The 13,212-nt window shown below is 68.6% G+C and carries 11 protein-coding genes; 3 read left to right on the top strand and 8 right to left on the bottom strand.

The annotated features are described in order from the left end of the window. Positions 1-31 precede the first annotated feature (31 nt). From O3305_RS20580 to O3305_RS20570, 3 genes are read right to left on the bottom strand one after another with little or no spacing between them, the layout of a single operon-like run. A complete protein-coding gene (locus tag O3305_RS20580; protein ID WP_269574210.1) occupies positions 32-1,183 on the bottom strand; it encodes a CaiB/BaiF CoA transferase family protein in 1,152 nt (383 codons plus the stop codon). Beyond that, positions 1,180-1,812: a glutathione S-transferase family protein gene (locus O3305_RS20575; protein ID WP_269574209.1), complete on the bottom strand. Its 633-nt coding sequence runs from the start codon at positions 1,810-1,812 to the stop codon at positions 1,180-1,182. Before O3305_RS20575 ends, O3305_RS20580 begins: the two co-directional genes overlap by 4 nt. Next, complete coding sequence (locus O3305_RS20570) at positions 1,812-3,281, bottom strand: acetyl-CoA acetyltransferase (protein ID WP_269574208.1); 1,470 nt, start codon at positions 3,279-3,281, stop codon at positions 1,812-1,814. The genes O3305_RS20575 and O3305_RS20570 overlap by 1 nt, the downstream gene beginning before the upstream one ends. 146 nt (positions 3,282-3,427) lie before the next feature. On the opposite strand from O3305_RS20570, the gene O3305_RS20565 reads away from it, so the two are divergent. Beyond that, positions 3,428-4,960: an acyl-CoA synthetase gene (locus tag O3305_RS20565; RefSeq protein WP_269574207.1), complete on the top strand. Its 1,533-nt coding sequence runs from the start codon at positions 3,428-3,430 to the stop codon at positions 4,958-4,960. Positions 4,961-5,033: 73 nt separating this feature from the next. Here the strand turns inward: O3305_RS20565 and roxA are convergent, their stop codons facing one another. Both roxA and O3305_RS20555 read right to left on the bottom strand, forming a co-directional pair. Next, entirely contained in the window at positions 5,034-7,049 is a 2,016-nt protein-coding gene (roxA, locus tag O3305_RS20560) for a rubber dioxygenase RoxA (RefSeq protein ID WP_269574206.1), read from the bottom strand. 336 nt (positions 7,050-7,385) lie between these two features. After that, on the bottom strand, positions 7,386-7,964 hold the full coding sequence (locus O3305_RS20555) for a DUF3617 domain-containing protein (protein ID WP_269574205.1): 579 nt from the start codon (positions 7,962-7,964) through the stop codon (positions 7,386-7,388). Positions 7,965-8,082: 118 nt separating this feature from the next. Here O3305_RS20555 and O3305_RS20550 point away from each other — a divergent pair, with 118 nt between their 5' ends. Beyond that, positions 8,083-8,826 carry a helix-turn-helix transcriptional regulator gene (locus O3305_RS20550; RefSeq protein ID WP_269574204.1) on the top strand — a complete coding sequence of 248 codons (744 nt, stop codon included), beginning with the start codon at positions 8,083-8,085 and terminating at the stop codon, positions 8,824-8,826. Between the two features lie 255 nt (positions 8,827-9,081). Next, positions 9,082-10,170, top strand: a complete 1,089-nt coding sequence (locus O3305_RS20545; protein WP_269574203.1) for an acyl-CoA dehydrogenase family protein — start codon at positions 9,082-9,084, stop codon at positions 10,168-10,170. A gap of 41 nt (positions 10,171-10,211) precedes the next feature. Here O3305_RS20545 and O3305_RS20540 read toward each other — a convergent pair whose 3' ends face one another. Genes O3305_RS20540 through O3305_RS20530 form a run of 3 tightly spaced genes read right to left on the bottom strand, consistent with a single transcriptional unit; the run spans position 10,212 to position 13,196 of the window. After that, on the bottom strand, positions 10,212-11,414 hold the full coding sequence (locus tag O3305_RS20540; protein ID WP_269574202.1) for an acyl-CoA dehydrogenase family protein: 1,203 nt from the start codon (positions 11,412-11,414) through the stop codon (positions 10,212-10,214). A 12-nt stretch (positions 11,415-11,426) separates the two neighbouring features. Next, positions 11,427-12,416 carry an NAD(P)H-dependent flavin oxidoreductase gene (locus O3305_RS20535; protein WP_269574201.1) on the bottom strand — a complete coding sequence of 330 codons (990 nt, stop codon included), beginning with the start codon at positions 12,414-12,416 and terminating at the stop codon, positions 11,427-11,429. Between the two features lie 12 nt (positions 12,417-12,428). Next, positions 12,429-13,196 carry an SDR family NAD(P)-dependent oxidoreductase gene (locus tag O3305_RS20530; protein WP_502958155.1) on the bottom strand — a complete coding sequence of 256 codons (768 nt, stop codon included), beginning with the start codon at positions 13,194-13,196 and terminating at the stop codon, positions 12,429-12,431. Between the last annotated feature and the right edge of the window lie 16 nt (positions 13,197-13,212).

The following is a 13,212-nucleotide window of genomic DNA, read 5'->3' as shown; positions in this document are numbered from 1 at the left end:
GCCGTCATCCCGGCGAAAGCCGGGATGACGATTATTGTGGCCCCAGCTCCGCCCGGATCGCTTCCCCATCGGCATCGATCCTCGGCGGCACCGCACCGTCCGGCACCGCCCGCACGCCGAAGCGGATCGGGAGCGGCATCTCGACATAGTCCCCCTCCTCCGGGTGCGTTCGCGCGCGGAAGAAGCCGGTCGCCGCCAAATGCGGGTCTTCGCGGATCGCATCGAGATCGCGGACCGGCATGCAGGGCACGCCGCCGGCATTGAGGATTCTCACCCATTCCGCGCTGGTCCTCGCCGGGGTGAAGCGGGCGATCTCGCCATAGAGCGCGCTGATATTGCGCAACCGGTCCATCGGCGTGGCAAAGCGGGGATCGTCGAACACTTCCGTCGCACCGAGCAACTCGAACAATTTCGCGATCGTCGCCGGCGTATAGGGCACGATGCTGACATAGCCGTCCGCGGTAGGGAAAGGCTGGCGGTTGGGATCGATCTGGCGCGGATAGCCGGCGGGCTCGAGCGGCGGATCGAAGGCGGCGCCGAACAGATGCTCCTGCAGCATGAAATGCGCGAAGCTTTCGAACAGCGGCACCTCGACGAATTGCCCCTCCCCGCTGCGCAGCCGATGGACCAGCGCACCGAGCACCGCCTGGGCGCCGTAGAGCCCGGCAACCTTGTCGGCGACCAGCGACGGCAGGTACCGCGGGGCCGGATTGCCGTCCGCACGGGGCAGCAGGGTGGCCGTACCGGTCGCGGCCTGGATTACGTCGTCATAGGCCTGCAAGCCGGCATAGGGGCCGCCCGAACCGAAGCCCTGGCAATGGACATAGACAATGTCCCCGCGCAGGCTGCGCACCGTTTCATAGCCGAAGCCAAGCCGCTCCATCGCCTCGCCGCGGACGTTGTGGATGAACACATCGGCGGCGGCGAGCAGGTGGCGCATGGTTTCAGCGTCCTCGGACACCTTCAGGTCGAGCGCGATCGCCCGCTTGCCGCGGTTGAGCGTGCAATGCACCGGACCCATCTGCCGCGCAGCAGCACGGGATCGGCCGAACTGCCGGGTCTGGTCGCCGCCCGGCGCCTCGACCTTGATGACCTCCGCGCCCATGTCGGCGAGCATCTGGGTGGCATAGGGGCCGAACACGATCGTCGTCATGTCGACGATGCGGATACCCTCCAGCATCATGCCGCCCGCTCCTGCACCTGCGCCGTCTTGGCGCGGACAAAGGCCGGGCGGGCACGCAATCGCTCCCAATAGGCGGCGACACGCGGCAGGCCGCCGTCGCCGATGCGGAGGAACTCGGCGAGCATCAGCGCATAGCCGACCGAGATGTCCGCGGCGGTGAAGCGACCGCCCGCGACATGATCGGCTTCGGCCAGCATCGCTTCGAGGCCACGCAGGCGAGCGAGATACCATTGCCGGTAGTCGTCCGCGACCTGCGGCACCCGCCGCGCCTCGTCCTCCAGCATCGCGTAGCGCAGCACCAGGGTCTGCGGGAAAGTGAGCGTGGCCTCGCCGAACGAAAGCGCGTCGAGATAGGCAGCATAGCCAAGCTCGCCGGGGGCGATAGCGAAACGGCCGTCGCCCCGCGTAGTCGCAAGATAGTGGCAGATCGCGGCGGACTCGGTCATCCGCGCCTCGCCTTCCAGGAAGAGCGGGATGGTGCCGAGCGGGTTGAGCTCGAGATAGCCGGGCGCCCGGTCCCGCGGCGGGAAGGGCAGCAGTTCCAGCCGATATTCGGCTTCCAGTTCCTCGAGCATCCAGAGCACGCGGAACGAGCGGGCGTCGCGGCAATGATACAGGGTTGGGGTCATCATCGCGGGCTCCACTGGCCTTGGTCGTTGATCGTGCCGATCAGGCCGACCGGGAAGCGTGCTTCGCCGGTTATCAGCGCGAGCGTCTCGCTATCCTCGGCCGGCACCGTGGCGAGGGTACGAGCGCCTTCGAGCGTGCGCAGCACGACCACGCCGCGATCGACCGATCCGTCGCGCTGGTACAGGATCGTCGCGCTTTCGAGCGTCGCCGGGCCGGGTTCGGGCTCAACCAGTTCAGGCACCGGCCCGTGGCGGGCATCCGCTGCGGCCTGCACCGAATAGCCGGGAGCGATCGGCGCGCCGGGCTCGCGCGACAGGACAAGCGCATGATGCTTGGTGAGGAACTCGCCCTGGCCGTAGAGCAGCCCGGTGCCGCCACCGCGCAGCACGCGCACCATCGCGCAGGCGGCGTGCAGCATATAGTTGCTGAGCGGACCACCGAAGAAGGTCAGGCCGCCGGTGACGCTCGGTTCGACATCGGGGCCGAGGCCCAGGCTGCGGCGCGCCATCTTGGGGACGCAGGGGAAGCAGCTGTACAGCTCGAGCGCGTCGAAGCCGCCGGGCGCCAGTGCCGATGCTGCCGCGAGCACTGCGTCCTGCGCGGGGCTGGCGGCGAACCCATCCCGGGCGAGGAAGTCGCGCGGCTCGCTGGCCGCCGCGCCGCCGAGGATGTGGGTCATGCGCTCGTCGGGGATGCCGGCCGCGCGGGCGACCTCAAGGCTGGTGACGATCACCGCCGCACCCTGGTTCACCGCCGGGTTGGCAACCATCAGCTTGGTATAGGGCCAGGCAATCAGCCGGTTGGCCTCGGAAGGTGTGACGATCTCGTGCGCGGTCGCGGCCTTGCGCATCCAGGCGCGGGGGTTCTCGGCGGCGACCTTGGCGTATCGCGCCCAGAGCGTGCCCGACTCCGCCCGCGCTTCTTCCGGCGACTGGCCCCAGGCGGCGGCGCTGGCCATCTCGAACAACGGATAGACCTGGGTAGGGGTCGACAGGCCGTGGCGCAGCGCGAGCGGGTGGACGATGTCGGCCCCGCGCAGCGGCGAGGGTGCGTCCCTGGCGAAGGGCGTCCAGGGTGGCGTCTCGCCTTCGCGCTTCGCCCGCGCCGCACTGTGCTGCGCCTCCGCGCCGACGACCAGCGCGACCCTGCTCTCGCCCCGGGCGATCCGCAGCGCCGCTTCGTGAAGCAGGCGGACCGGGGATTCGCCACCGACCTCGTGAAAGGCCTGTATACGCGGCGCGATGTCGAGCTCGGCGCAGAGCGACGCGGCGACATCCGCATAGCGCCAGCTGACGATGCTCACCACGTCAAGTGCGTCGACCCGGCCGAGCAGCCAGCCACCGGCATCCGCGTCGGCAGAACGCGCGGCCTCGGCCATCAGCGCCAGCGGCTCCCTGGCCGACGAAATCGCGAAGGGGCGGTCGATCGACTCCCCGATGCCCACCATGACGGGCGTGTCTGGCGCCATTTTCCTCTCCCTGGTCGCCCGTCCGGTATCGCCGCCTGCCCCGGCATGCGGAACTATCACTAGCGATAGCAGCGCATTTCCGCGGTTCGGCTATGCTGCGCCTCGGAGAGCGGAAACCGCTCCCGATGGAGAGGAGAGAGGGCCGAATGCATCCCTGCGTCCACGCCGAAACCGCGCCGGAGAAGCCCGCGCTGATCCTGGCCGAGACGGGCCAGGCCCTGACGTACGGCGAGCTCGAAGCCCGCTCGAACCAAGCGGCCCAGCTGTTCCGCGCGCTCGGCTTTCAACCGGGGGACGCGGTCGCGGTGCTGCTGGAGAACCATCTCCGCTTCCTCGAGATCGCCTGGGGCGCGCAACGGGCCGGGCTGTATTTCGTGGCTGTATCCTCGCGGCTGACGGCGAGCGAAGCCGCGTTCATTGTGCAGGACAGCGGCGCGCGGGCGCTGATCTCTTCCCGGGCACTGGCATCGGTTGCGAGTGCGGTAGCGGCGGAAGTGGCGCTGGACGACGTCGCGCTGTTCATGCTCGACGGCGCCGTGCCGCCATTCCGCGCCTGGGAAGCCGAGGCCGGCGCGATGCCGGCCACGCGCATCGCCGACGAGCGCGCCGGCACCGACATGCTCTATTCCTCGGGCACCACCGGGCGACCCAAGGGCATCCGCCCGCAGCTGCCCGAGACCGACATCACCATGCCCAACGCCATGGTCGGCATCGCCCGGCATGCGGCGGTGGACGGCGATACCGTCTATCTCTCCCCGGCTCCGCTCTATCATGCCGCGCCCTTGCGCTGGTGCATGGCGGTGCACCGGCTGGGGGGCACCGTGGTCGTCATGCAGAAGTTCGATCCCGAGCAGGCGCTCGCGCTGATCGAGCGGCACAAGATTACGCACGCGCAGTGGGTGCCGACGCACTTCATCCGCATGCTCAAGCTGCCCGAAGACGCGCGCAGCCGGCATGACCTGACCAGCCTGCGCATGGCGATCCATGCCGCCGCGCCCTGCCCCGTGCCGGTGAAGCAGGCGATGATCGACTGGTGGGGGCCGGTGCTGCTCGAATATTATGCCGGGACCGAAGGCAATGGGCTGACGATGATCGGCGCAAAGGACTGGCTGGCCCATCCAGGATCGGTCGGCCGTGCGGTGCTTGGCACGATCCGGATCTGCGACGAGGACGGCGAGCCGCTGCCGACTGGCGAAACCGGGCTGGTCCATTTCGAAGGCGGGCCCGGGTTCCATTATCACAACGATCCCGAGAAGACCGAAGCTGCCGCCAACCGCCATGGCTGGACCACGCTGGGGGATGTCGGCCATGTCGATGCGGAGGGGTTTCTCTACCTTACCGACCGCAAGAGCTTCATGATCATTTCCGGCGGAGTGAACATCTATCCGCAGGAGATCGAGAACCTGCTGGTGCTCCATCCCAAGGTGGCCGATGTGGCGGTGATCGGGGCACCGCACCCCGATATGGGCGAACAGGTTATCGCGGTGGTCGAGCCAGGGGAGGGATTCGAACCCTCCTCCGCGCTTGCCGAGGAACTGGCCGAATGGCTCGCCCCGCAGCTCTCCCGCGTGAAGCAGCCGCGGCGGATCGATTTCGTCGACCAACTGCCGCGCCACCCCACGGGCAAGCTCTACAAAAGGCTGCTGCGCGACCGCTACTGGGCGCAAGTCGAGGCCTGACCGATTCAAGGAGCGGCCGGCCTGGAAACCGGCCGCCCAAGCCAGCCAGACGAAACCCTACATTGCAAGGCGCTCACAGCGTCTTGAGATACTCCAGCAGCGCCAGCCGCTCGGCATCGGTGAGCGACTGGGTGAAGGTATGGCCGCCATTGCCGTCGCCATAGAGGTTGCTGTTGAAGCTCATCCGCGAACGAATCTGCTCGTCGGTGATCGGCGGCGGCGTCTGATAGGCCAGGTTGAGATAGCCCGCCGCCGAATTGGCGAAGGCCGAATAGAAGCGATCCGGCGTCGCCTGGCCATTGCACGGCTGATAGGGCGGGACCGAAGGCGAGCTGCTGCAGTTCAGCGTCTCGTACTTCCAGCCGAGCTTGGCGAAGTCGTAGGACGCATAGCTATAGTCATAGCCCTGGTTCTTGCCGCCGATGCCCGCCGGCGAATAGGGCCGCTTCCACACCGCCGGACGATCCGACGGCTTCAATATGCCCCAGATATCGGGGACGCTGCCATTGTGCAGGAACGGCCCGCCCGCCCAAGCGCCATAGAGCGGCGGCGAGACATAGCCCTTGGGCTCGACCCATTCGTTCGGCCCGAGCGGCGAATAGATCGGCCCGCCATTGTCGTAGACCGCGCGATAGACCCGGCGGATCGAGCTGGCGATCAGCGACTCCACCGGATAGCCGTACCAGCTCGGGCTGAGCGAGTTGTACGCCCACCAGCTGCTGTTCCAGGCGCGGCGCTGGCGCGGATCGGCGAACAGGTTGAACCGGCGCGGATCGGTCTGGATCGTCTCGATCGGCGTGACATTGCCCGGCAGGCCCTTGAGCCGCGGATCGGGCAGATAGGCGGTGTCGTTGGCATAGCGCGGCGAATAGACGCCGTGGCAGCTCGCGCAGGAGCCGTTACCCGGCTGGCGCGGAATCTCGACATTGGCGCCGTTCGCCCAGAGATCGCGCTGGTGGAAGATCACCGCACCCTGCTCGGCCAGCGGCCGATCGATCGTGCCGGGATATTTGGGCGCCGAGAGCGAGAGCAGGAAGTTGTTGATGTCCTCGAAATCGCTGTCCAGCGCGCGCCGGGCAGTGGCATCGCGGGTGAGCGTGGCGACGCCGAACGCCATTTCCGAATGGACGTTGTCCGAGGTGAGCGAGCCGTCCCAGAATTGCCGCGTCTTGAAGGCGCGGTTGAACCAGGCCGGCGCCTTGGTCATGCCGCCGGCGGGCGTGTCGGGCGTATATTCGAGCAGGCTCGGGGCGAGCTGCAGCGTGTCCATGTCGAACAGGGCGGGCAGCAGGGTGATCAGGCCGATCGCGTCGCTGGACCCGCGGCCGTCGCTCCACGGGATCGGCAGCGCCAGGCCGAGCCAGGTGACCGGACTGGTGCGGAACAGGTCCGAGGCGAGCAGGCCGGCGTCGTTGGCGCTGTTGGCCAGGCCCCAGGTGAAACCGGACTCGCTCGCATTGCCCAGCCGCGAGTCATGGCAGGCCGAGCAGGACGCAGTGATCGTGCCGGTCCATTTGCCGTCATCGCCCTTGCCCTGGATCAGGCCAAGCGGAAGCTGGCCCGAGCCGCCATTGGTGGTGTTCGGGTTCTCGCCCGGCAGCGGATAGGGATTGCGGAAGGGCGCGGGATAGAAGCCGTAGCGCTTCTCGACCTGCTCGTTGAAATCGGCGGGCTTGGAGGAGAGCCCCCAGACCGCCCAGAGCTTGTCGTAATCCTGGGCGCGCGAGAAGGGCAGGAAATATTGCCGCGTCTCGAGGTTCTGCTTGCCGCGCGCGACGCTGGCGCGCCAGGCGCCGCAGGTGCTGGGCCGCGCCGGCAGCCGGTTGACATAGGGGGCCGGAGGATTGTGCAGGTTGGTGAAGAAGGAATTGAAGCGGACCGCGCCGTTCGGGTTCGAATTGACGCTGGGCACGATCAGCGTGCGCGGATCGACCGGCAGCGGCGTCGCGTCCGACTTGCCGGCACACCCGGCCGCCAGCGGCGAGCGGATCGCGGCTTCGTCGAGCAGCGGCTGGGTCTGTGCCAGCGCGGCGGGGGCAAGCGTGAGGGGTATCGCAGCGCTTGCGAGCAGGGCAGTCCAGTTGGCCATCGCACCTCTCCCATTGTCGCCGGTCACCCCTGCGGACGAGCCACATGTGCCGGCATTTGATCGGAAAATGCTGCGGGGGTGGGCAGGCGGCAAGCTGGCGAACGTGGCAGGTTTGGGGGGACACCCGCTCCTCCGACCGTCATCCCGCCCTGATCGTCATCCCCGCCTTCGCGGGGATGACGGGGGATGGGGTTGGGTTCGCCTTCACTCCTCCGGGGGAGGACTGGTTCCGTTCCCCGGCGAACGCCGGGGCCGAGGGTCACAAGCGGGACGGCAGAGAAACCCTGAGCCCCGGCGTGCGCCGGGGAGCAGTTTAGTGGAACTGGGCGGGCGTCCCTATAGCCGCGTCAGCGGCCTGCCTTCCGTGCCCAGGCACTGCCCCGAGCGCTTCGCGTCCATCGTCATCGTCACCGATACCTTGCCCGCGGCGCCCGGCTGCTGGGCGCTCTGGCTGTCGGTGGTGACGACCAGCTTGTAGGTGTCGCGGGCATAGCTGCCCGACATCGCCATCGAGCGGGTGCCCATCTGGTCCGAGCAGCGCAGCATGCCGTCGATCCGGCCCTTGCCCATCGCGAAGCGTTCATAGCGGCAGGCCTGGTTCTCCTCGCCGACATAGAAGGCGCCCTTCTTCACATCCTCCGCCGTCAGGCAGCTCGCGGCGACCTGGGGCTGGCGCATCTGCGCCTTGAGCTTGTCGACGAAACCCGCCGGCATGCCGGGGGCATCGACCTGGTTGAGGGTGATTTTCGTCTCCCAGCGGCCTGGCTGGGCGAAGTCGCTGCCGCCCGCGACCTTGCGGATCTGCGCGGCGACGACCGAGCCCGATTCATTGCGCAGATCGACGCTCGAACCCCAATCGCAGCCGGCCACAAGCAACAGGAAGGGTATCGCCGATCCCACCTGAAATCGCGTCATCCAACTCTCCCATTTCGCTCCGTTTTCTGGCTTCCGGAGGCTGCTTGTTTGATGCAGACCATCGCCTGCCGGCAGAACAGATCAAGCTGGTACCCGTCACAGGGTTCGGGAGAGAGGCATGGCGATCGAACGCGACCAGGCGTGGGCCGAGACCACGCTGCTGATCGAGGAAGTGCGCGAAGCGGGGCTGGCGATCGGCCTTCCCTTTGTCGCGGCGCAGGGCGACATCGCCGATCCCGAGCCGATGCGCGATGCCGACGGGCGGCCCTATGCCGAGACGCATTTCCAGTGGCTCGATCCCTCGGACCAATATTGGCACAATCGCCGGCTCGCGCTGCACGCGCCCTTCCTGCAGGTGGCGCGGGTGATGGCCGAGCCCTGCTTCTATGCCGAGGGAAAGCTCGGCACCTGGCGGACCAGCGCGCTGCTCGATTCGATCGATTGCCGGCAGGTGACCGCGACCACGGGCATCGCGGCGGCGATCATCGCGCCGGTGCACCTGCCGCGCGCGATCGTCGGCGCGGTGGTGTGGGCCGGGCGCGAGGGCGACGCGATCGAGCAGAAGTTCGCCCGCCATGCGGTGCGGCTGCAGGGGCTGGCGCTCAAGCTGGTGGCGAGCCATGCCGAAGCCTCGTCGCGGCTGCGCGCGGCATCGGGGCCGATGGTGCTGACCCGGCGCGAGGTCCAGTGCCTGCGCTGGGCGGCGGCGGGCAAGACCGATGGCGAGATCGGCATCATCCTGTCGCTGTCGACCTCGACGGTGCGGTTCCACCTGCGCAATGCGGGGGGCAAGCTGGGCAGCACCGGACGGGCGCAGGCGATCCAGATCGCGGCGGGGCTGGGATTTGTGAGCGCGCGGTAGGTTTTTTCCCTTTCATTACTCCCCTCCCTGAAAGGGAGGGGTCGGGGGTGGGTTGCGACCCCGGCGAAGGCCGGGGGAGCTCAGCCAGCCGGTGGGAAAAAAAGAAAAGACCGGGCATCGAGCCCGCTCTTTTCTAACCCACCCCTAGCCCCTCCCTTGCAGGGAGGGGAATATTGCATGCTCCCCCGCCCTAGCACTTCTCGCAGTTGCCGCATCCGCCTGCTTCGCCAAGGCTTTACCGGTGGAGGACCGGTAGTGAATTTCGAGCTTTCCGAAGAACAGGCGATGCTGCGCGACATGCTGCGGCGCTATCTGCGCGAGCAATATGACTTCGAGACGCGGCGGGCGCGGGTGAGCGTGGGGCGTGGGCAGGATGCGGCGCTGTGGCGAGCGCTGGCGGAACTGGGCATCCTCGGCGTGCTGCTGCCCGAGGCGGCCGGCGGCATGGGCGGCGGGCCGGTCGAGGCGATGCTGGTTTCCGAGCTGCTCGGCGAGGCGCTGGTCGCGGAGCCGTTCCTGGAGACAGTGGTGATCGGCGCGGCGCTGCTGGCGGGCGGCGGGACGCGGGCCGAGGACTTGCTGGCGGAGATCGCCGGTGGTGCGGTGCGGATCGCGTCGTCGCTGGAGCCCGCGATGCTCGCGGCCGAGCCGGCACCGGGCGGCTGGCATCTGCGCGGTCGACTGTCCGTGGTGGTCGGTGCGCCGGGCGCGAGCCACCTGGTCGTGGCGGCGCGGACTACGGGGGACGGGCCTTCGCTGTTCCTGGTCGAGGCCGGAACGCCGGGGGTGACGGTCCAGTCCTATCAGCTGATCGACGACCGGCCAGCCGGGGATGTCGCGATCGACGCGCATCTTCCTGCGGATGCGCTGCTTGGCGCGCCAGGTGCGGCGGGTCCGGCGATCGAGGCGGTGCTCGATGCGGCGCGGGCTGCCTTGTGCGCGGAGGCGGTGGGCGTGCTGCGGCGCATGCTCGACGACACGGTGGAGTTCGCCAGGCAGCGGCGGCAGTTCGGCCAGCCTTTGGCGAGCTTCCAGGCGCTGCAGCACCGGATGGTCGACATGTTCCTGGCACTGGAACAGGCCGTGTCGGCGAGCCATCTCGCGACGCTCAACCTGGGCGCGCCGCCCGAGGCACGGGCGCGCGCGGTTGCGGCAGCCAAGGCGACGATCGGCAAGGCGGCGCGCTTCATCGGCGAGAATGCGGTGCAGCTCCACGGCGCAATGGGGATGACCGACGAGCTGGCGGTCGGGCATTATTTCAAGCGGGCGACGGTGATCGCGCAGAGCTTCGGCAGCACCGATGCGCAGGTGGCGCGCTATGCGGCGCTGATGCGGGCGGCGTAGGTCAACCGATCCTCCCCCTCCGGGGGAGGATTTGGAAGGACTCACAGACCCAGCACGGCTTTCGCCAGGATATTGCGCTGGATCTCGTTCGATCCCGCATAGATCGAGCCGGCGCGCTCGTTGAGGTAGCGTAAGGGGGCGAGCGCCTGCCAGGGGGCGCCGGTGGCGTGGCCGTCGGCCGGCGGGGTGTAGGCGGGGATCGCGCCGCCGGGCATCACGACATGCGGCTGATAGGCGAGTCCCTGGGCGCCCGCCGCCTCGAGATGGAGCGCGGCCAGGTCCTGCGCCAGCTCGGTGCCGAGGATCTTCATCATCGAGGCAAGCGCGCCGACGCTGGCGCCTTCGCTGGCCGAGAGCAGGCGCAGCTCCATCATCTCGAGCACATCGATGCGGATGCGCAGCTCGGCGAGGCGGGTGGCGAGGACGGAGTCGGCGAGCCGCTCTGCGGCCGCGGCTTCGATCTCGCTGACGCGGACCTGGAGCGCGGGCGCGTAGGCACCGCCGCGCTCGAATTCGAGCAGGTATTTCGCCACCGACCAGCCGGCATCGACTTCGCCGAGCACATTGGCGCGCGGGGCGCGGACGGCGTCGAAGAACACCTGGTTCTGCACATGCTCGCCCGAGGTCATCAGGATCGGGCGGACCTCGATGCCGGGCAGGTCCATCGGGACGAGCAGGAAGGTGATGCCCTGTTGCGGGCGACCCTGTTTCGACGTGCGGACGAGGCAGAAGATCCAGTTCGCCTCGGTGGCGTGGGTGGTCCAGATCTTCGAGCCGTCGAGGATGAAGTCGTCGCCATCGGGCTCGGCACGCATCTGGAGCGAGGCGAGGTCGGAGCCGGCGCCGGGCTCGGAATAGCCCTGGCAGAAGAACACCTCGCCGGTGAGGATGCGGGGGAGGAACCAGGCCTTCTGCTCGGGGGTGCCGAAACGGATGATGACATGGGCGACCATGTGGATGCCCATCGGCGAGAGCGAAGGGGCGCCGGCCGCGATGCGCTCGCGGTTGAAGATATAGTGCTGGGCGACGCTCCAGTCGCAGCCGCCATGCTCGACCGGCCAGTGCGGCGCGGCCCAGCCGCGGGCGTGGAGGATGCGCTGCCAGGCCATGCTGGCTTCGTGATCGGGGTAGACGCTGGTCGCGAGCGTGCCGGCGCGGCGGATCTCGGGGGTGAGCTTGTCGGCGAGGAAGGCGCGCACTTCGTCGCGGAAGGCGAGCTCGGCCTGGGTCCAGTCCATGTCCATGCGGGGGCTCCTTCAGGCGGGAACGGGTTCGGGGGCGAGCATCGCGGCGAGGCGGCGGGCGATGATCGCCTCGGCCTCGTCGACGATGCGCTCGACCAGTTCGCGGACGGTGGGAACGTCGTGGATCAGGCCCTGGACCATGCCGGCGGTCCAGATGCCGTGGTCGATGTCGCCGGACACCAGCCCCTCGCGGCCGCGGGCGCCCTTCACCAGGGCGGCGACATCCTCGAACGGGCGGCCCTCGCGCTCGATCGCGACGACCTGCTCGGCGATGCGGTTGCGGGCGACGCGGGCGCTGTTGCGGTAGGAGCGGAAGATCAGCTCGGTCGCGCGTTCGTCGTTTGCGACCATCGCCGCCTTGAAATTGTCGTGGATCGGCGCCTCGCGGGTGGCGCAGAAGCGGGTGCCCATGTTGATGCCGTCGGCGCCGAGCGCCAGCGCCGCCGCCAGTCCGCGACCGTCGCCGAAGCCGCCGCTGGCGAGGATCGGCACTTTCACCTTATCGGCGGCGGCCGGGATCAGGATCAAGCCGGGGATGTCGTCCTCGCCCGGATGGCCGGCGCATTCGAAGCCGTCGATCGAGATCGCGTCGACCCCCATCCGCTCGGCGGAGAGCGCGTGACGGACGGCGGTGCATTTGTGGATGACCTTGATGCCGGCGGCCTTGAAATCGTCGACATGCTCCTGCGGCTTGTAGCCGGCGGTCTCGACGATCCCGATGCCGCTCTCGATGATCGCGCGACGATATTCGGCATAGGGCGGCGGGTTGATCGAGGGGAGGATCGTGAGGTTCACGCCGAAGACCTTGTCGGTGCGTTCGCGGACGCGGTCGATCTCCTTGGTGAGCGCCTCGGGCGTCGGCTGGGTGAGCGCGGTGAGGAAGCCGAGCGCGCCGGCCTCGGCGACGGGGGCGACGAGATCGGCGGTGCCGACCCACATCATCCCGCCCTGCACGATCGGATGCTCGACGCCGAAAGCCTCGGTGAAACGGGTGCGGATCATGGATTCTCCTCCTTAGAGCGACTGGCCGTCATCGACGGTGACCACCGATCCGGTGACGAAGCGGCTCGCCGGGCCGCAGAGATACGCGACCGCTCCGTCGAGCGCGTCGCCGTCCATCAGCCGGCGGCGGGGCCATTTGGCGATCTGCCTGTGGCCAGCCTCGGTGCCGAACCAGTCGGCGTTGAGATCGGTCTCGATATAGCCGGGGCACAGGATGTTGAGGTTGACGCCCTTGTTCGCCCAGTCGCGCGCCAGCACCCGGCCGAGCTGGAGCACCGCGGCCTTGGAGGCGCTGTATGCCGCGAGCCCGGGCGAGACCGATTGCGCGGTGATCGACGATACGATCAGCACGCGCCCATCCGCCCTGGCCGCGATCATCCGGCGCGCGCCTTCGCGGACGGTGAGGAACACCCCGCGGACATTGACCGCCAGTACCTGGTCGAACGCCGCGACGTCGAGATCGAGCGCGGGGCCTTCCATGTTCATGCCGGCATTGGCGATGACCGTATCGACGGTGCCGAACGCGGCTTCGGCAGCGTCATAACCGGCCTGGACCGAGGCTTCGTCGGTGACGTCCATCGCCACGCCGATCGCCTCCCCGCCCCCGGCGACAATCGAGTCGCGCAAATCCGCGAGCAGCGATTCGCGGCGGGCAGCGAGCACCAGCCGAGCACCACGCGATGCCAGGAGGCGGGCGAACCGCACGCCCAGCCCGGAGGACGCGCCCGTCACCAGCGCCACGCGCCCCGCAAGATCGCGTTCCCCGTTGCCCACGCCCATCCACTCCGCTAGTTGC

The organism is Sphingomonas sp. NIBR02145, from assembly GCF_027359115.1.
GTDB lineage: Bacteria > Pseudomonadota > Alphaproteobacteria > Sphingomonadales > Sphingomonadaceae > Sphingomonas > Sphingomonas kyeonggiensis_A.
Note: the sequence above shows the minus strand (reverse complement) of the source record. Positions and strands in the feature narration are given on the sequence as shown.

Bases quoted from the DNA above. Each gene is read 5' to 3' on its own strand.
- O3305_RS20580 (WP_269574210.1), bottom strand. From the start codon at position 1,183: ATGATGCTGGAGGGTATCCGCATCGTCGACATGACGACGATCGTGTTC.
- O3305_RS20575 (WP_269574209.1), bottom strand. From the start codon at position 1,812: ATGACCCCAACCCTGTATCATTGCCGCGACGCCCGCTCGTTCCGCGTG.
- O3305_RS20570 (WP_269574208.1), bottom strand. From the start codon at position 3,281: ATGGCGCCAGACACGCCCGTCATGGTGGGCATCGGGGAGTCGATCGAC.
- O3305_RS20565 (WP_269574207.1), top strand. From the start codon at position 3,428: ATGCATCCCTGCGTCCACGCCGAAACCGCGCCGGAGAAGCCCGCGCTG.
- roxA (WP_269574206.1), bottom strand. From the start codon at position 7,049: ATGGCCAACTGGACTGCCCTGCTCGCAAGCGCTGCGATACCCCTCACG.
- O3305_RS20555 (WP_269574205.1), bottom strand. From the start codon at position 7,964: ATGACGCGATTTCAGGTGGGATCGGCGATACCCTTCCTGTTGCTTGTG.
- O3305_RS20550 (WP_269574204.1), top strand. From the start codon at position 8,083: ATGGCGATCGAACGCGACCAGGCGTGGGCCGAGACCACGCTGCTGATC.
- O3305_RS20540 (WP_269574202.1), bottom strand. From the start codon at position 11,414: ATGGACATGGACTGGACCCAGGCCGAGCTCGCCTTCCGCGACGAAGTG.
- O3305_RS20535 (WP_269574201.1), bottom strand. From the start codon at position 12,416: ATGATCCGCACCCGTTTCACCGAGGCTTTCGGCGTCGAGCATCCGATC.
- O3305_RS20530 (WP_502958155.1), bottom strand. From the start codon at position 13,196: ATGGGCGTGGGCAACGGGGAACGCGATCTTGCGGGGCGCGTGGCGCTG.